This window comes from Spirillospora sp. NPDC052269 (assembly GCF_040679435.1).
Classification (GTDB): domain Bacteria; phylum Actinomycetota; class Actinomycetes; order Streptosporangiales; family Streptosporangiaceae; genus Spirillospora.
In genome coordinates, this window is the sequence record NZ_JBFAUU010000011.1 from 88,503 (window position 1) to 104,847 (window position 16,345).

General features: G+C 70.7%; 18 protein-coding genes. 11 read left to right on the forward strand and 7 right to left on the reverse strand.

The genetic code is table 11. The features are described 5' to 3' along the window. Positions 1 to 36: 36 nt before the first annotated feature. Positions 37 to 453 (reverse strand): hypothetical protein, encoded by a 417-nt coding sequence (locus AB0L06_RS23985; protein WP_500233300.1) that lies wholly within the window; start codon positions 451 to 453, stop codon positions 37 to 39. A 442-nt stretch (positions 454 to 895) separates the two neighbouring features. Here AB0L06_RS23985 and hemE point away from each other — a divergent pair, with 442 nt between their 5' ends. From hemE to hemQ, 3 genes are all read left to right on the forward strand, one after another. Next, positions 896 to 1,903 (forward strand): uroporphyrinogen decarboxylase, encoded by a 1,008-nt coding sequence (gene hemE / locus AB0L06_RS23990; protein ID WP_500233536.1) that lies wholly within the window; start codon positions 896 to 898, stop codon positions 1,901 to 1,903. A 195-nt stretch (positions 1,904 to 2,098) separates the two neighbouring features. Further along, the gene (hemG, locus tag AB0L06_RS23995) at positions 2,099 to 3,556 is read left to right on the forward strand and encodes a protoporphyrinogen oxidase (protein WP_500233301.1); all 1,458 of its coding nucleotides are present in this window, start codon (positions 2,099 to 2,101) and stop codon (positions 3,554 to 3,556) included. Next, positions 3,516 to 4,214 (forward strand): hydrogen peroxide-dependent heme synthase, encoded by a 699-nt coding sequence (gene hemQ / locus AB0L06_RS24000; protein ID WP_500233302.1) that lies wholly within the window; start codon positions 3,516 to 3,518, stop codon positions 4,212 to 4,214. Before hemG ends, hemQ begins: the two co-directional genes overlap by 41 nt. Positions 4,215 to 4,279: 65 nt before the next feature. Here the strand turns inward: hemQ and msrB are convergent, their stop codons facing one another. Further along, positions 4,280 to 4,681 carry a peptide-methionine (R)-S-oxide reductase MsrB gene (gene msrB, locus AB0L06_RS24005; RefSeq protein WP_500233303.1) on the reverse strand — a complete coding sequence of 134 codons (402 nt, stop codon included), beginning with the start codon at positions 4,679 to 4,681 and terminating at the stop codon, positions 4,280 to 4,282. Positions 4,682 to 4,774: 93 nt separating this feature from the next. Between msrB and AB0L06_RS24010 the strand changes: the two genes are divergently transcribed. Continuing rightward, on the forward strand, positions 4,775 to 5,482 hold the full coding sequence (locus AB0L06_RS24010) for an alpha/beta hydrolase (RefSeq protein ID WP_500233304.1): 708 nt from the start codon (positions 4,775 to 4,777) through the stop codon (positions 5,480 to 5,482). Here AB0L06_RS24010 and AB0L06_RS24015 read toward each other — a convergent pair. Both AB0L06_RS24015 and AB0L06_RS24020 read right to left on the reverse strand, forming a co-directional pair. Next, a complete protein-coding gene (locus AB0L06_RS24015; RefSeq protein WP_500233305.1) occupies positions 5,466 to 5,975 on the reverse strand; it encodes a hypothetical protein in 510 nt (169 codons plus the stop codon). The genes AB0L06_RS24010 and AB0L06_RS24015 overlap by 17 nt on opposite strands. Beyond that, positions 5,972 to 6,430, reverse strand: coding sequence for an ATP-binding protein (locus AB0L06_RS24020; RefSeq protein ID WP_500233306.1), 459 nt, complete (start codon positions 6,428 to 6,430; stop codon positions 5,972 to 5,974). Before AB0L06_RS24020 ends, AB0L06_RS24015 begins: the two co-directional genes overlap by 4 nt. Positions 6,431 to 6,539: 109 nt before the next feature. Between AB0L06_RS24020 and AB0L06_RS24025 the strand changes: the two genes are divergently transcribed. From AB0L06_RS24025 to AB0L06_RS24040, 4 genes are all read left to right on the forward strand, one after another. Next, positions 6,540 to 7,355, forward strand: a complete 816-nt coding sequence (locus tag AB0L06_RS24025) for a helix-turn-helix domain-containing protein (RefSeq protein ID WP_500233307.1) — start codon at positions 6,540 to 6,542, stop codon at positions 7,353 to 7,355. Then, complete coding sequence (locus tag AB0L06_RS24030) at positions 7,348 to 7,548, forward strand: DUF397 domain-containing protein (RefSeq protein WP_500233308.1); 201 nt, start codon at positions 7,348 to 7,350, stop codon at positions 7,546 to 7,548. Before AB0L06_RS24025 ends, AB0L06_RS24030 begins: the two co-directional genes overlap by 8 nt. Before the next feature lie 58 nt (positions 7,549 to 7,606). After that, entirely contained in the window at positions 7,607 to 7,747 is a 141-nt protein-coding gene (locus tag AB0L06_RS24035; RefSeq protein ID WP_500233537.1) for a DUF397 domain-containing protein, read from the forward strand. Between the two features lie 338 nt (positions 7,748 to 8,085). Next, positions 8,086 to 8,268 (forward strand): DUF397 domain-containing protein, encoded by a 183-nt coding sequence (locus AB0L06_RS24040; protein WP_500233309.1) that lies wholly within the window; start codon positions 8,086 to 8,088, stop codon positions 8,266 to 8,268. Here the strand turns inward: AB0L06_RS24040 and AB0L06_RS24045 are convergent. After that, a complete protein-coding gene (locus AB0L06_RS24045; protein WP_500233310.1) occupies positions 8,265 to 10,016 on the reverse strand; it encodes a hypothetical protein in 1,752 nt (583 codons plus the stop codon). The genes AB0L06_RS24040 and AB0L06_RS24045 overlap by 4 nt on opposite strands. Positions 10,017 to 12,477: 2,461 nt before the next feature. On the opposite strand from AB0L06_RS24045, the gene AB0L06_RS24050 reads away from it, so the two are divergent. Together AB0L06_RS24050 and AB0L06_RS24055 are read left to right on the forward strand one after the other, a co-directional pair. After that, positions 12,478 to 12,729, forward strand: coding sequence for a hypothetical protein (locus AB0L06_RS24050; RefSeq protein ID WP_500233311.1), 252 nt, complete (start codon positions 12,478 to 12,480; stop codon positions 12,727 to 12,729). Between the two features lie 155 nt (positions 12,730 to 12,884). Further along, the gene (locus tag AB0L06_RS24055; protein WP_500233312.1) at positions 12,885 to 13,424 is read left to right on the forward strand and encodes a hypothetical protein; all 540 of its coding nucleotides are present in this window, start codon (positions 12,885 to 12,887) and stop codon (positions 13,422 to 13,424) included. Positions 13,425 to 13,574: 150 nt separating this feature from the next. Here AB0L06_RS24055 and AB0L06_RS24060 read toward each other — a convergent pair whose 3' ends face one another. Both AB0L06_RS24060 and AB0L06_RS24065 read right to left on the reverse strand, forming a co-directional pair. Further along, positions 13,575 to 13,844, reverse strand: a complete 270-nt coding sequence (locus tag AB0L06_RS24060) for a hypothetical protein (protein WP_500233313.1) — start codon at positions 13,842 to 13,844, stop codon at positions 13,575 to 13,577. Then, positions 13,841 to 14,986, reverse strand: a complete 1,146-nt coding sequence (locus tag AB0L06_RS24065) for an alpha/beta hydrolase (protein ID WP_500233314.1) — start codon at positions 14,984 to 14,986, stop codon at positions 13,841 to 13,843. The genes AB0L06_RS24060 and AB0L06_RS24065 overlap by 4 nt, the downstream gene beginning before the upstream one ends. Positions 14,987 to 15,232: 246 nt before the next feature. On the opposite strand from AB0L06_RS24065, the gene AB0L06_RS24070 reads away from it, so the two are divergent. Then, positions 15,233 to 16,315: a DNA polymerase domain-containing protein gene (locus AB0L06_RS24070; protein ID WP_500233315.1), complete on the forward strand. Its 1,083-nt coding sequence runs from the start codon at positions 15,233 to 15,235 to the stop codon at positions 16,313 to 16,315. Positions 16,316 to 16,345 lie beyond the last annotated feature (30 nt).

The window sequence follows — 16,345 nt, forward strand, 5'->3', positions numbered from 1 at the left end:
GGCACAGCACAGGTCTCGTCTTCAGTGGCGTCGGGGTCAGGCCACGGCCCGCGCGAGGGCGCGTTCCGCGCGGCCCGGCTCGCCGGACGTGGGGTCGGAAGGGGTGGACGAAGCGGGAGCGGGGGTGGAAGCGGGGGCGGAGGTGGGGGTGGACACGGAAGAGGAGGAGGCCGAGGGGAGGGGGCCGGGGATCTCCGGCCGCGCGGTGGCCCGGGAGGGGGCGGGACGGGACGTTCCGCCGTCACCCGGCGTGCGGTCCGTCCGATCACCGAACGTGACGTCCACCTGGTCACCGGGCGTGACGGCCGGGTGGTCACCCGCCGTGGCGTCCGGTCCGACGAGCACGGCCGCGCCGCACTCGACGCAGGCCCGTTCGGGACAGTCGGCTCCGTGCCCGTCGAGGCACGGCGTCCGCTCGAACCGGCGCTCGTCGCCGCAGGTGGAGCAGTACACGGGGGACCTCCTCGGCTATGACGCGAATCACGTTCGCACGCGGTGGGGACAGAATGCGGGACTTCGCTCGGCGTGTCCGGAACTTCATCCCGCACCGGAACGTTCCGTGCCCGCGCGAGGACGCAGCGCACCGGGCCGGGCGTCCTGCCGCTACGCCCTGGAGCGGCCGGTCGTCGTCCCACGGGGGTTCGGCACCTGAATGCGACGCCCAGGCGCGACGTTTGGACACGCCGTGCCGGGTGTCCGGTGCGGGAGTCAGTGTGCACCGTCCGGGGCGATGCTCCGGCTCGTGCCCCCGGGGCCGTGACGGTGACCCCGCATCCGGGGGCGGCGGGATCCGTGGGACCATCGGCTGGTGGCTGAAGACGCTGTCCAACCGAACGCTGCCGTCCGACCGAGCACCGGTGCGCAACCCGCTCCCGGGCTTGCGGAGAGTCCCTTCCTGCTGGCCTGCCGCCGGCAGCCGGTGCCGCACACGCCCGTGTGGTTCATGCGCCAGGCGGGCCGGTCGCTGCCCGAGTACCTGCGCATCCGCGAGGGCGTGCCGATGCTGGAGGCGTGCACCCGGCCGGACATGATCCACGAGATCACGATGCAGCCGATGCGCCGGTACGCGAACGACGCGGCGATCTTCTTCAGCGACATCATGACGCCGCTCATGGCGATCGGCATCGACCTGGACATCAAGCCGGGCGTCGGCCCGGTGATCGCCGACCCGATCCGGGACGCGTCCGGCCTCGACGCCATCCGCGAGCTGACCCCGGACGACGTCCCCTACGTGACCGAGGCCGTCCAGAGCCTGGTGGGTGAGCTGGGGAGCACGCCGCTGATCGGGTTCGCGGGCGCGCCGTTCACCCTCGCGTCCTACCTGATCGAGGGCGGGCCGTCGAAGACCCACGACCACACCAAGGCCATGATGTACGGCGAGCCGGAGCTGTGGAACCGGCTCATGGAACGTCTCGCCGACCTGACCATCGAGTACCTGAAGGTGCAGGTCGCGGCCGGTGCCAGCGCGCTCCAGCTCTTCGACTCCTGGGTCGGCGCGGTCGCGCCCGAGGACTACCGCGAGTCGGTCTTCCCGCACACCAGCCGGATCTTCCGCGAGATCGAGTCGCTCGGCGTCCCGCGCATCCACTTCGGCGTCGGCACCGGCGAGCTGCTGGGCCTGATGGGCGAGGCCGGCGCGGACGTCGTGGGTGTCGACTGGCGCGTCCCGCTGGACGAGGCCGCCCGGCGCGTCCCGGCGGGCAAGGCCCTCCAGGGCAACCTCGACCCGGCGCTGCTGTTCGCGCCGTGGGAGATCATCGAGCGCCGCGTGAAGGACGTCGTCGACCGCGGCCGGACGGCCGAGGGGCACGTCTTCAACCTCGGACACGGCGTCACGCCGTCGATCGATCCGGACGTCCTCGCGCGGCTCACCGACTTCGTCCACGAGTACTCCGCCCGGTAGCGCCAAGGGCCGTCTGACCTGCGCCGACCGGTGACGTCCTCACCGGTCGGCCTTCGGCTGCCCGGACGCGGTCCGCGGCCGGAGGATCTCGCACGTCACGCGCCGGGGGATCCCCACCGTCCGTGCGAGGCATCTCATACTGCGAGATGGCCACCCCTTGAGCAGGTTTCGGAAGGCATCTGGGAAGGTGGAGGCATGAGCGCCAAACCCACCCCGCATGTGGCGGTCGTCGGTGGCGGCGTCGCGGGACTTGCGGCCGCGTGGCGGCTGCTCGGCGGCGGCGCCAGGGTCACCCTCCTGGAGGGCTCGCCGAAGATCGGCGGCAAGCTCCAGGTCTCCGAGATCGCCGGACTGCCGGTGGACGAGGGCGCCGAGGCGATCCTCGCCCGCCGTCCCGAGGCGGTCGGCCTGGTCCGCGAGCTCGGCCACGGTGACGACCTGGTGCACCCCGGCACCACCTCGGCCTCGATCCTCAGCTTCGGCGCGCTGCGCCCGCTGCCCGCCGGGCAGGTCATGGGCGTCCCGTCCGACCTGCGCGCCCTCGCCGCCTCGCAGGTGCTGTCGCCCGCCGGCCTCGCCCGCGTGCCGCTGGACCTCGTCCTGCCGGAGACGCCGCGCGGGGACGACGTGTCGGTCGCCGACTACATCGGCGCGCGGATGGGCCAGGAGGTCGTGGACCGCCTGGTCGAGCCGCTGCTCGGCGGCGTCTACGCCGGACGCGCCGACCGCCTGTCGTTCGAGTCCACGCTGCCCGGCGTCGCCGCCGCCGCGCGCGGCCAGCGATCCCTGATCAACGCGGTGAAGGGCGTCCGCGAGCACGCGCCCGCCGACTCCGGCCCGGTCTTCGCGACCCTGGACGGCGGCCTCGGCCGGTTCCCGCACCTCATCGCGGACGCGGTGACCGAGGCGGGCGGCGAGATCCGCACCGCCGCGACCGTCCGCGAGCTGCGCCGCACGCCGGACGGCTGGCGCCTCACGATCGGCTCCGCCCGCGACCCCGAGGCCCTGGACGTGGACGCCGTCGTGGTCGCCTGCCCGGCCCCGCCCGCCGCGCGCCTGCTCGCCGCGGAGGTCCCGGCCGCCGCCCGCGAGCTGGAGCGGATCGAGACCGCGTCGATGGCGCTGATCACGCTCGCCTACCCGGCCTCGGCCTTCCGGCGCGCCCCGCACGGCAGCGGCTACCTCGTCCCGTCCGTGGAGGGCCGGCAGGTCAAGGCCGTGACCTTCAGCTCGGTGAAGTGGCCGCACCTGCGCGACCGCGACCCGGGCATCATCGTGGCGCGCGCCTCGATCGGCCGCGTCGGCGAGGAGCACACGCTCCAGCGTTCCGACGAGGAGCTCACCGCCGCCGCGATGACCGAACTGTCGGTGACCTGCGGGGTCGCCGAACTGCCCGTCGAGACGCGGGTGACCCGCTGGGGCGGGGCCCTGCCGCAGTACGACGTGGGACACGCCGACCGGATCGCACGGATCCGGTCCGCGGTCGCCGCGCAGCCGGGGCTCGCCGTCGCGGGCGCCGCCTACGACGGGGTCGGCATCCCCGCGGTGATCGCGAACGCCCGGTCCGCGGCCGGACGCATACTGGAGTTTCTGGAGAGTCGGGGAGACGAGAATGACGGACAAGCCCGCGAAGCCGAAGGCGCGCGACCTTAACCAGGTGATCCGCTACACCATGTGGTCGGTGTTCCGGGTGTCCCAGCCGGGTGCGGTGACCGAGAAGGACGCCGCCGAGGTGCAGGACGTCCTGGACCAGGCCGCCCAGAAGGACGTGGTGACCCGCGGCCTGTACGACGTCGCCGGCCTGCGCGCCGACGCCGACTACATGTTCTGGTGGCACGCGCCGTCCTCCGACGACCTCCAGGAGGTCTACTCCCGGTTCCGGCGCACCGCCCTCGGCCGCGCCAGCGAGCCGGTCTGGTCGCAGATGGCGCTGCACCGGCCCGCCGAGTTCAACAAGAGCCACATCCCGGCGTTCCTCGCCGAGGAGGAGGCTCGCGGGTACGTGTGCGTGTACCCGTTCGTCCGGTCGTACGAGTGGTACCTGCTGCCGGACGAGGAGCGCCGCGCCATGCTCGCCGAGCACGGCAAGATGGCCCGCGGCTACCCGGACGTCCGCGCCAACACGGTGTCGTCGTTCGCGCTCGGCGACTACGAGTGGATGCTCGCGTTCGAGGCGGACGAGCTGCACCGCATCGTGGACCTCATGCGCCACCTGCGCGGCGCCGAGGCCCGCCGCCACACCCGCGAGGAGGTCCCGTTCTACACCGGCCGCCGCAAGCCGGTCGCGGAACTGATCGCCTCCCTGCCGTAGCAGCGCCGAAACGCCTCCGGCCCGTCTCCTTGCGTGGGGACGGGCCGGAGGCGTTTTCTATGGCCTTACTCGGCGGGCTCGAGTTTGAGGCTCACCGAGTTGATGCAGTAGCGGTCGTCGGTCGGGGTGTCGTACCCCTCGCCGTGGAAGACGTGCCCGAGGTGCGAGTCGCAGGTCGCGCAGCGCACCTCGACCCGGACCATGCCGAGCGACCGGTCCTCGATCAGCGTGACGGCGTCGCTCTCCGACGGCTCGAAGAACGAGGGCCAACCGCAGTGCGAGTCGAACTTGGTCTCCGACCGGAACAGCTCGGCGCCGCAGGCGCGGCAGCGGTAGACCCCGACGGTCTTGGTGTCGGTGTACTCGCCGGTGAAGGGGGCCTCGGTGCCCGCCTCGCGGAGCACCCGGAACTCCTCCGGCTTGAGGACGGCCCGCCACTCGTCCTCGGTCCTGCTGATCTTCTCCATGACTTCGAAGGTACCTCGCGGACCAGGTGTTCTGTCGGTGGGCCCGGCTAGGGTGCGGCCTGGAGGAAGTCCGCGGCTGAGGGGGCGTTTCACATGGCCACGTACGTGCTGATCCCGGGAGGCGGGGCCGACCCGTGGTACTGGCACCTGCTGGCGGACGAGCTGCGCCGCCGGGGCCATGACGCGGTGCCCGTCGACCTGCCGTCCGAGGACGACTCGGCGGGCCTGGCCGAGTACGCCGACGCCGCCGTGGACGCCATCGGCGACCGGTCGGACCTCGGTGACCGCGGGGACCTCGTGGTGGTCGCGCACTCCCTGGGCGGTTTCACGGGTCCGCTGATCTGCGAGCGGGTGAAGGTCGACCTGCTGGTGATGCTCCAGGCGATGGTCCCGAAGCCGGGGGAGAGCCCGGGCGAGTGGTGGGGCGCGACGGGGTACGAGCAGGCGCGGCGCGAGCAGGACGAGCGCGACGGACGAGCGCCCGACGACGACGAGACGCTGTTCTACTTCGACACTCCGGCGGAGCTGATCGCCGAGGCGGCGAAGCACCCGCGCGGCCAGTCCGGGACGCCGATGATGAAGCCGTGGCCGCTGCCTGAGTGGCCGGACGTCCCGACGCGGTTCCTGCTGGCCCGCGACGACAGGTTCTTCCCGGCCGATTTCCTGCGCCGTGTCGTCCGGGAGCGCCTGGGGATCGTCCCGGACGAGATGCCGGGCGACCACATGCCCATGCTCAGCCACCCCGCAGAGCTGGCCGACCGCCTGGAGGCCTACCGGGTCGAGGTCACCGAGCACTCCTAGCCCGCAGCCTCTGTTCGGAGCGGCGGGCCTCCCGGATCAGCGGCACGACGAGTCCGGCCCGAGGACGCGTCGCCGGGTCGTTGAGGAAGGCGCTGAGCAGCGCCCGGTCCTGTCGGTGCGCCGCCGGGAACGGCCACGGCCGTCCGATCAGCGTGATCATGAAGCGACGGCGTTCCAGGATGGCGGTGACCAGCCCGGCGGGCACCGGATGCCGTTCCCGATGCTCGCGATACCGGATTGCCAGGGAGTCCTTGCCGGCGATGGACGCGCCGACGGGGAAGTCGTCCGGTTCGCTGATGGACACGATCATGTCCGCGCGCACCCGGGGGTGTTCGAAGAGCTCTCGCATTTCCGCCGTCGCGGCGTTCACGAGGTGAGGTTCGGACGGGACGGCGTAGAGGATGACCTGCGGCAGCCGATCGGCCGGAGTCGGGGCGAGCGGGTCCAACGGGAGGCACCCGGCCACGCCGAGGGAGTAGGGCGCGGGCGTCATCGCGGTGTCGTTCCGTCCGGCTCACAGGGGATGAGCGCGCCGACCCACTTGCCGTGAGGTTCGGTCGAGCGGACCTCCTGCGCGACGGACAGGGATTCGACGATGCCGAGCCCCCATCCGCCGATGAGCTCGTCGCAGGGGAGTTCGTCCAGGTCGTCGAGGGTCTGGACGGCGATGCGCGGGACGGGGTCGGCGTCCTGGTCGTCCCACACCTCGACCCAGACACCATTCCGGACGGGCGACACCCGCACCCTGATCGCCTCCTCCACAGCCGCGCGGACGGCGTTCGACGCGAGCTCGGTCACGACCGTCCCCGCGTTGTCGACGAGCTCCTCGGAGTACCCAGCCACCCGAAGGACATCCCAGACGCCCTTCCGAGCCACCCCCACCGACACCTCCTCAGCGGCCAACGTCACGTCCAGAAGGTGCGTACGAGCAGTGGCGGCAGGGGTCATCGGACCTCCTCCACGGAAGGAATTTGCGTTTCCGGCTACAGAATGGACTTGGTGGGTGTACCTTGACTCCAATTCAACGCTTTCAACTCGAAAATGCCTTGGAGAAGGGATGTCCTACCGCGACAGAATGCTCGACCCGGACGGCGACCCCTTCGACTGGGCGGCGGTTGAGCTGCGAAAACTTCGTGAAGTGCGTGGCCTCACGATCCTGGACGTGGCGGAGATCATTGGGAAGACGAAGTCTCTGGTTTCCAAGGTTGAAAATGGAGTCAGCCCGCTCCAGGAGGAGCATGCAGTCAAGATTGACGAAGCATGCCAGACGGGCGGAACTCTGGCGAGAATCGTGCGCACCGGGAAGGCGCGACATTCCTCCACATGGCGTGCGCAGGTGGATGCGCTCGCGATGGAGTCGACTCAGGCCCGTGTCTGGAGCCTCGGTTGGATACCCACACTCCTCCAGACGCCGGAATACGCTCGCGCGTCTTTTGTCTCAGCTGGACGCACTGACCTGGACCAGGCGGTGCAGCGGAGGGTGAAGCTCCAGGAGAGCATCCTTGCGCGAAAGCCGATGCCCAACGTCCGGATCATCATGGACGAGGGGGCGCTGACCATGCCGGTGGGTGCTCCGGATGTCTGGCGCGAGCAACTCGGCCACCTCATCGCTATGGCTGAGACGGTCACGGTCAGGGTGGTCGAGCTGTCAGCGGGGGCGCACATCGGCAGAGATGGCTCCTTCGTCATCTACACCGCTCCGGACGGCCGGGACTACCCGTTTACGAGCACGGTGGGTCCAGGCAGACTGATCCGGGAACCCGGCGAAGTCGCGACCTACTGCGCGGCTTTCGACCGAGTCAGCGACGTGGCTCTCAGCATGCGGGAGTCGCTGGTTCGATTGCACCGAGCGAGGGAGCAGGCGAATGCCTAGATGGCGAACGTCCAGCTACAGCGAGGGAAGCGTCAACGGCGCATGCGTGGAGCTGGGAAGTCTCAAACCGGGCATGGTGGGCGTCCGAGACAGCAAGGTGCCGGCCGCTGGGCACCTTGTCCTCTCGACGGTCGAGCTGGCGCTGTTGTTGAACTGCGTTCGGCATGGGACATTGCATGCCGCCAGTAGTTGACGACGGGGAGGCCGGTTGATGTCCCCCTGGCGCAAGTCCAGTTGCGGCGACGCTGGTGGTGCCAACTGCGTGGGAGCTTGCTGAGCCCGGTGCGGACAAGATCGGCATTCGGGACAGCAAGCACCCCGAAGACGGCCACTTCACGGTGCGTCCGTCCGAGTTGGCCGTGTTGCTGGCGCGGATTCAGCAGGAAGTCTGACCTCAGGCAGCCGCTCTTCTTGCAGGAAGTTCCGCCGACGACAGAGGTGAGCCAAAGCCCGGGGGCAGGTTCCGCTTCAGTGAGGGCAGCGCGAATGGCGGCATGCGTGGGGCTGGGAAGCCTTGGGCTCGGATAGGTGGGCGTCCGGGGAAGTAAAACCGGGCGCCGGGCTGGAACCGGGCAGTGTCGGCATCCGGGACAGCAAGTGTCCGGAGGGTGGTTGCTTGTCCTTGCGGCCGTCCGAGCTGGGCCAGTTGGTGGCGCGGATTCGGCAGGGCGTCTGATCTCGGGAAACCGCTCTTCTGCGGGAGGGCGTTTCGCTGGCGGGAGGCGGGGCGATGGTCGTGTGGCGGAAGTCCAGTCACTCCGATGGTGAGCAGGGTGCTTGCGTTGAGTTGGCTCGGTTGGGGGCTGGGCTGGTTGGTGTGCGGGACAGTCGGTGTCCGGACGGCGGCTGCTTGTGTTTGCGGGCGTCCGACGTCCGGGCGTTGATGGTGCGGGTTCGGCGGGGCGATCGTTAGCGGCGGCGCCAGGCGGCCCAGCCGCCTACGCTGCTTTCGAGTGCGGTGACGACGTGCCAGCCCGGCTTCGCCGCGGGCCAGCTGTCCTCCACTCGTTGTCTGCGGTTCCAGGGGACGACGATCATTGTGAGTGACGGCGCCGGCGGCTTGCGGGTGAAGCGGTCGAAGGGCACCAGGCCCGAGTGCACCTCGAACGCCTGCGACACCCAGATCCGCCATCCCATGCCTCGGTAGCTCATCGCCACGCGGTCCTGGGGCTTCAGGTCGGCTGCTTTGAGGGAGACCTTCGGGGTCAGCTGTTTCACCCAGTAGGACGAGACGCGGTCGGTTGTGACGACGGCGGCCGTCAGGTTCAGGACGACCAGGGCGGCGAGCAGGCCGCGTCGGGCGTGGAGTTCGCTCACGGAAGCCGACGCGAGTGCCGTGACCATGAGGATCAGCAGCGCGGTCCAGGTCGCCGACCAGAGGTGGAGCTCGGACCAGTTCCAGGTCAGGAAGCAGATCTCCGGAAAGTCGAAGGGGCCGAAGAAGCCCGTCCGGAGCCGGTCGCCGCTCTGCAGGACGACGACCGCGGCCGAGGCGACGGCGATCGCGGTGGCGCCGAGTGTCAGGCGCACCCGGTCGATCGGCTTCGCGCGCAGCAGCGCCGCGCCGCCCGCCAGCACGAAGAAGGGCATCAGGCAGGCGAGGTAGCGGCCGTAGGCGTGGTTGGCGACCGTCCCCTCGTCCGGCACTGCGGCCGAGGTGGCGACCGCGATTCCGGCGAGGGTGAGCAGCGCGACTCCCGCAGTCGCCTTCGTCGCCCTGCTCACCCTGGGGCGGACGATGAGCGCGACGGTCGCCGTCAGGCCGACCCCCGCGAGACCCCAGGTCGAAACGACCAGGTACCAGACCTTTCCGGCCGTCAGTGAGATCGTCCAGAGGATTCCGTCGACGCTGGTGAGCCGGTGCACCAGCAGGTGCCCGACGGACGCGGCGCCCGCGGGATAGAGCTGGTGACGCGTCCAGAGGTTCAGGTTCCAGGCCAGGATCGCGCAGAGCGTCAGGAAGAGTCCGACCAGCGCGACGTCCCGTCCGTTCGTCCGGCGGCTGATGAACGGGAGGACGGTCAGGAGGGCCACCTGGACGAGGAGGACGATCAGGCCCCGGGGGTGGGTGCAGTACGCGAAGGCCGCGAGCCCGGCCGCCGCGATTCCGAAGAGCGCGCCTCCTCGGCGAAGCCACGAATGGATCAGCAGCAGCCAGCACGCCACGAGGGTCGGCAGTATCGCGTCGCTCAGCGCGAACTGCGCGTAGTACAGGACCCCCGGCAGAAGCGCCACGCCCTGGGCGAGCGCATATGAGTGACTTCGCCTCAATCCCATGCGGCGGGCGCCCAGATACGCGGGAAAGAGGAGGGTGGAACTCAGGAGTGCGTTCAGGGCGATGACGAGGTGGTAGACGGTGCCTGGATCGCTGGTGAACCAATACGCGGGCGAGATTAGAAGGGAGTATCCGGCATGGTAGAAAACGCGTCCGGAAAGGTCTCCCAACGCACCGCCGGACAGGAGGCGGGCGGCCAGAAGATATCCCGTTTCGTCGGGAATCAGGACGGGGCCCGTCTGCCCGGCCCCGAGGACCAGTCGGACGAGCACCTGCACGAGGAAGCCCCCGACCAGCAACAAGTGCCATCGGTGTGGGCTCGAGTGCCGCACGACCCTGCGTGAGCGATCGACCAGTCTCGCGCTGATGGATTCCACGGCGGTCATGGCCGGTGAGCGTAGGGCCACTGGTCTCTCAGGACGCGTCGGCGCCGCCGTATTTGGCGTCGGGAAGTCGATCCATTGACGTTCCGTCGGCATTCCTGGAGAACTGGATTGCCCTTCGCTTTGGCGTTAGGGAACCAGATCTTGGACTCGGGTTCGCGGGGTTCGGGTGGATGCGGCTGGGATAATCGCATTCCATCGACCGGACGAGATCGGGACAGTCCTCATGATGCACCGCAAATTGTCGAAGTTGACACTCTTTGCGACGTCCGTTCTTCTACCGGTGTCGGCGGCGGCCATTGCGATGTCGGTGCAGACGTCGGCAGATGCCACGTTGACGGATGGGGGCTGGCCCAGCTGCCACAAGTGGCAATGTCGTCCTAAATGTCCGCGCTGCCACGGGAAGCGGGGGCCCACCGGACCGACGGGCCCCACTGGTCCCAAGGGGCCGAAGGGGCGTCCGGGTGAGAAGGGCGACACCGGCCCGACGGGGCCAACTGGCCCGGGCGGCGGCGGTGGAACCGGCGCGACCGGCCCGACGGGGCCGACAGGTCCGGCCGGAGGTGGGACGGGTACGACCGGCCCGACGGGTCCGGTCGGGCCACAGGGGCCGCAAGGGTTTCCTGGACTGGACGGCGCCACCGGCCCTGTCGGACCGCAGGGGCAGATCGGACCGCAGGGTTTACCTGGCGCGGACGGCGCGCCCGGCCCGACCGGCGCCGCCGGCCCTGCGGGGCCGCAGGGCATACCCGGTCCGACCGGCCCGTCCGGCGGCGGGACCGGCGAGACCGGCCCGACCGGTCCGACGGGACCTGAGGGTCTTCCTGGTTTGGATGGTGCCACCGGCCCGACCGGGCCCGAGGGCTTGCCGGGTTTGGACGGTATGACAGGTCCGACGGGCCCGGAGGGGCTGCCTGGCTTGGACGGCGCGACCGGTCCGACGGGTCCGGAAGGCTTGGCGGGTCTTGATGGCGCGACCGGTCCAACGGGACCAGAAGGCCCGCAAGGTGCTCCTGGCATTGGTTTTACTGGTCCGACGGGGCCGCAAGGGCCGACCGGTCCGGCTGGTGGTGGCGGTGGGGAGACCGGCCCGACCGGTCCGACCGGACCCGAGGGTGTTCCGGGGCTGGACGGTCAGACAGGCCCGACAGGACCGGAGGGGCTGCCTGGGGTGGACGGCGCGCCCGGCCCGGCGGGTCCAACCGGTCCTGAGGGCACACCTGGCTTGGATGGTCCGACCGGTCCCGAGGGTTCGCCGGGCGTGGACGGTTCGACCGGCCCGACAGGACCGGAGGGCATTCCTGGTCTGGATGGTGCCACGGGCCCGACGGGCCCTGAGGGCTTGCCGGGGCTCGACGGCCCGACCGGTCCGGAAGGTAGTCCGGGTCTGGACGGTGCGACGGGGCCCGCGGGTCAGGATGGTGCGACGGGGCCTGCGGGTCTGGATGGCGCGACTGGTCCGACAGGGCCGCAGGGGCCGACCGGTCCGGCTGGTGGTGGCGGTGGGGAGACCGGTCCGACGGGACCGGAGGGTGCGCCGGGCGTGGACGGCGCGACAGGCCCGGCTGGTCTGGACGGTGCTACCGGTCCGACGGGACCCGCAGGTCTCGACGGTGCGACGGGTCCGGCTGGTCTTGATGGTGCTACCGGTCCGACGGGACCTCAGGGGCTTCCGGGTGATCCCGGAGCGACGGGTCCGGCGGGTCCGACAGGGCCGGAGGGTGTGCCAGGAGCGGACGGCGCGACCGGTCCGTCCGGTGCGACGGGGCCGACCGGACCGGAGGGTGTGCCGGGTCTGGATGGCGCGACTGGCCCGACAGGACCGGAGGGTGTGCCGGGTCTGGACGGTGCGACGGGTCCGGCTGGTTTGGACGGTGCTACCGGTCCGACCGGACCCGAGGGACTTCCGGGGCTGGACGGCGTGACGGGACCCGCAGGTCCGACTGGGCCGGAAGGCACGCCGGGCCTGGATGGCGCGACCGGCCCGGCAGGACCGACCGGGCCGACGGGACTACCCGGGGTGGATGGTGTGACAGGACCTGTGGGGCCCACCGGTCCAGAGGGCACACCTGGCCTGGACGGCGCGACCGGCCCGACGGGACCGGAGGGTGTCCCGGGTCTGGACGGTGCTCCCGGCTCGACCGGCCCGGAGGGCATGCCTGGCTTGGACGGTGCGATCGGTCCCACGGGACCGGCGGGCCAACCGGGGGATGCTGGCCTGGACGGTGCGACCGGGCCGACAGGTCCGCAGGGCGTGCCCGGTCCGACCGGCCCGGCCGGCGGTGGCGGCGGCGGTGAAACGGGGCCGACCGGTCCGACAGGGCCGGAGGGAGCGGCAGGGACGACGGGCCCGGCGGGTGTGCCCGGTCAGGACGGTGCGACCGGGCCGACGGGGCCTACGGGGCCGGAGGGCACGGGCGGCGAGCCCGGACCGACCGGGCCGGGTGGCGTCGTCGAGGCGGCCGTGTTCTCCCGGGGTACCACCATCACGATCACCGGCGCCACTCCCGTGACGGTCAATGGGGGTGAGTGCCCGCCGAACTCGGTGGTCATCGGCGGTTACTGGGAGATCCCCGGCCAGACCGTGGAGAACCGCGACAACCGTCCGTCGCCGACGCTCTACAACACCTGGAGCGGCACCTTCTTCCTGACGACGGGCAACTCGGGCACGGTCACCGTGATCTCCACCTGCCTGCCGCAGCAGCACATGGAGTGATCTGTTCAGCGCCCCTGCGGGCGTGAGCACGCGGATGCCGGACGGACCGTGGCGATGGCCACGGTCCGTCCGCCCGCTCCCTGCGCATGTACCGGACATATTCCGGGACGTCCCATAGTCGGCTGTCTGTGGTGTTCCAGCGGACGGAGGGCGACGTGCGGGTTCGGCGGTGGGGTGGCGGCGCGGGGCTTCTGGTTCTCGGGGCGCTGGCCGGGTGCGGTGGTTCCGGGGGCGGGCATCCGGCGGACGCGGCGTCCTCGTCCAGCGCGCCGGTGACCAGCGCGCCGCCCTCGTTCGTGCCGCCGCCCGTGCCGAGCGTCCGGCCGACGACCGCCAAGCCGGGGCTCGGCGACAACGCCGTCACGCTCAAGGTCACCGGCCGCGGACGGGTCGACATCACCTACAGCCTGGGCCACGAGCACGACGAGCTGAAGAACGTCAGGCTGCCGTGGAAGATGACGGGCTATCCGGATTCTCCCGGCGACTGCAACGTCCAGGCGTCCGCGCCCGACATGTCCTCGTCGGTGACCTGCAGGGTCTACCGCGGTTACCGGCAGATCACCTCGAACCGCGGATACATCGCGCTCTGCATGCACATCCCCGGCTGGCAGGGGAAGGGCCCGGCCCTTCGATGCCCGACGTCGCCGAGTTCGGGTGCGGGGCCTTCCGCAGAGCCGTCGCCATCGGAGAATTAGGGTGCCTACCTGCGGAAACTCCCGGGCATCTTCCAGAAGTCCGGAATCGGCGCGGCCCTGCCGTCACGTGGGACGGATGGGCAGCGCGTCGCCGGAAATGCCGTGGGAGCCCAAGGCCGCTTTCCGGGCACGGGTGCGGCGCGCGTTCCGTCAGGGGGCGTGGTGGGTGGTGCTGGGAGGCGGGGCGAGGTTGTCCATGAGTTCGCCCCAGCCCGCGATCAGGCCTCCGTAGGCGATGTTGATGGAGACCAGGGCGGCGACCGCGGCGACGACGTAGTTGGACGTCAGCATGCCCGCCCTGGCCAGCAGCCGGACCGGGCGCGGGCCGCGGACGCGGTTCCAGAGCAGGAGCGTCGCGGCGGTCAGGACGGCGGTGGCGAGGATGGTGAGGAGCTGGAACGTCTGGCCGGTGAGGCTCATGACGGGGTCACCGGTCCGCTCAGCCGCCGGGTGAACCAGCGGAACGCCGTCGGCAGCATCTTCTCCCAGGCGCCCTGGTTGTGGCCGCCGCCGAGGGGCGCGACGTACTCCTGCAGCTCGGTGTCCCGGGCGCCCGTCCTCGCGGCGGCCAGCATGCGGTGGGACTCGGACGGCGGGTCGACGGCGTCCTGCGCGCTCGCCGTCATGAGGATCGAGACGGGCGGGGTGCGGGTGTGGGACACGCGCCAGACCGGGTCGTTCTCGCGGGCGAATTCCGGGTCGGCGGTGACGAGCGGCGATTCGGGGGAGTAGTAGCCCGAAATGGAGACCGCCGCCTTGTAGAGGTCGGGGTGTTTCAGTACCAGGTTCACGGCGGCGAATCCTCCGGCCGAGTATCCCAGGAGCCCCCAGCCGGACGGATCCTCGATGGCGCGAAAACTGCCGATGATCAGATTCCGGACGTCCCGGGTGATCCAGGTCTCTATTCTGTCGTCACTGGAAAGGTCGGTGCACTCCTCGGTGGAACGCGGTGAGGAATGGTCGGGATAGGGGGTGGCGTTCGGTATCACGAGAATGAACGGATGGAATGCTCCGGCGTCCACGCCGCTTTCCAGATGGGACGCCACGCGCATCTGCCTCATCCACGCGCCGGGCGAGTCGGGGACGCCGTGCAGGAGTTCGAGCACCGGATAGTAATGGTCCGGGTGCTGGTCGTATCCGGGTGGGGGCAGGACGTAGACCTGCGACGTCACCCCGGAGGACGGTCCCCTGAGGGTGGTCTTGAGGAAGCCGTCCTCGTCCGGCTCGCCGAAACCCTGCGACTCGATGATCGGACGGGAGGTGACCTTGGCGACCGGGTTCATCGTCACTTTCCCCGGCTGGCCCGCCATGCGCGCGCCTTGGGTGGTCTGCTCTCCCATGAGATCGGCCCAGGTGACCACCAGGCCGCCGTAGGAGATGTTCAGTGTCACCAGCAACGCCACGATTCCGAAGAACTGTCCGGTTAGGAGAAGAATGCCGCGAACCGCCAGACGGATCGTCCGCGGCCCCGGGATTCGGTCCCACAGCAGGAACGTCGCCAAGGCGATGACGGCCACCAGTCCGATCAATAGATTGCGGAACGCGGCGCTGACCAGGGTCATGAATTCCACGCTAGCCCCGGCCTCTTGTGGCGTCTGTGCGCCTTGGGGTTCCTTCTCCTGAGGAATAAGGAAAGCCCAGGGTGGCCGGGTGGTGCGGGGTGGCGGCTGGGGGTGGACGGCCGTCCGGGGGTCGATGGCCTTCAGGGGGACGACGGGGCGGCCGCGGCACGGCACGACGGCACGCCGCGTCGAGGCGGGCGGGGCTCGGGGCCGGGGAGTGTCGGAGGGGTGGGTTAGCGTGCCGGTATGGCCTCGCCTTACATCGAGATCCCCGTCGGGGACCGGATCGTCAAGGTATCCAACCCGGACAAGCCGTACTTTCCGGAATGCGGATACAGCAAGCGGCAGCTGGTGGAGTACTTCATCGCGGTCGGGGACGGCATCCTGCGCGCCACGCGCGACCGTCCGACCACGCTCGAACGCTGGCCGGGCGGCGTGTTCGAGGGCGCGAAGATGGCCACCCGCGAGGACTACGCGCGCGGGCAGGCCGGGGGCGGCGCGGGCAAGTCCGACGCCTTCTACCAGAAGCGCATCCCGAAGGGCGCGCCCGACTGGGTCCGGACGGCCCGGATCGCCTTCCCGAGCGGACGGTCCGCCGACGAGGTCATGCCGACCGAGGTCGCGACCATCGCGTGGGCCGCCAACCTCGGCACCCTGACCTTCCACCCGTGGCCGGTGCGCGGCGCCGACGTCGACCACCCCGACGAGCTGCGCATCGACTTCGACCCGCAGCCCGGCACCGACTTCTCCGACGCCGTCCGGGTCGCACTCGGCCCCGCGCGCGAGCTGCTCGACGAGCTCGGCTTCACCGGCTACGTCAAGACGTCCGGCAAGGGCGGCGTGCACGTCTACGTCCGGATCGAGCCGAACTGGACGTTCACCGAGGTCCGCCGCGCGGCGCTCGCGTTCGGCCGCGAGGTCGAGCGGCGCGCCCCCGCCGACGTCACCACCAAGTGGTGGAAGGAGGAGCGCGGCGAGCAGGTCTTCATCGACTTCAACCAGAACGCGCGCGACCGCACGATCGCGTCCGCCTACAGCGTCCGGCCGCTCCCGTACGCGCCCGTTTCGGCCCCGCTGACCTGGGACGAGCTGCCCGACGCCGACCCGCACGACTTCACCATCGCGACCATGCCCGCCCGGTTCGCGGAGATCGGCGACCCGCACGCCTCGATCGACGACCGCGCGTTCTCGCTGGAGCCGCTCCTGGAGATGGCCGACCGCGACGAGAAGGACCATGACCTCGGCGACGCCCCCTACCCACCGAACTACCCGAAGATGGAGGGCGAGCCCAAGCGCGTCCAGCCCAGCAAGGCCCGCCACGACGACTGATCTGGCGTCGCCCGCGCGCGCTGCCCGCGC

Bases quoted from the DNA above. Each gene is read 5' to 3' on its own strand.
- hemG (WP_500233301.1), top strand. From the start codon at position 2,099: ATGAGCGCCAAACCCACCCCGCATGTGGCGGTCGTCGGTGGCGGCGTC.
- AB0L06_RS24070 (WP_500233315.1), top strand. From the start codon at position 15,233: ATGGCCTCGCCTTACATCGAGATCCCCGTCGGGGACCGGATCGTCAAG.
- AB0L06_RS24040 (WP_500233309.1), top strand. From the start codon at position 8,086: ATGGTCGTGTGGCGGAAGTCCAGTCACTCCGATGGTGAGCAGGGTGCT.
- AB0L06_RS24030 (WP_500233308.1), top strand. From the start codon at position 7,348: ATGCCTAGATGGCGAACGTCCAGCTACAGCGAGGGAAGCGTCAACGGC.
- AB0L06_RS24065 (WP_500233314.1), bottom strand. From the start codon at position 14,986: ATGACCCTGGTCAGCGCCGCGTTCCGCAATCTATTGATCGGACTGGTG.
- AB0L06_RS24015 (WP_500233305.1), bottom strand. From the start codon at position 5,975: ATGACGCCCGCGCCCTACTCCCTCGGCGTGGCCGGGTGCCTCCCGTTG.
- hemQ (WP_500233302.1), top strand. From the start codon at position 3,516: ATGACGGACAAGCCCGCGAAGCCGAAGGCGCGCGACCTTAACCAGGTG.
- AB0L06_RS24010 (WP_500233304.1), top strand. From the start codon at position 4,775: ATGGCCACGTACGTGCTGATCCCGGGAGGCGGGGCCGACCCGTGGTAC.
- AB0L06_RS24020 (WP_500233306.1), bottom strand. From the start codon at position 6,430: ATGACCCCTGCCGCCACTGCTCGTACGCACCTTCTGGACGTGACGTTG.
- AB0L06_RS24025 (WP_500233307.1), top strand. From the start codon at position 6,540: ATGTCCTACCGCGACAGAATGCTCGACCCGGACGGCGACCCCTTCGAC.
- AB0L06_RS24045 (WP_500233310.1), bottom strand. From the start codon at position 10,016: ATGACCGCCGTGGAATCCATCAGCGCGAGACTGGTCGATCGCTCACGC.
- AB0L06_RS24060 (WP_500233313.1), bottom strand. From the start codon at position 13,844: ATGAGCCTCACCGGCCAGACGTTCCAGCTCCTCACCATCCTCGCCACC.
- msrB (WP_500233303.1), bottom strand. From the start codon at position 4,681: ATGGAGAAGATCAGCAGGACCGAGGACGAGTGGCGGGCCGTCCTCAAG.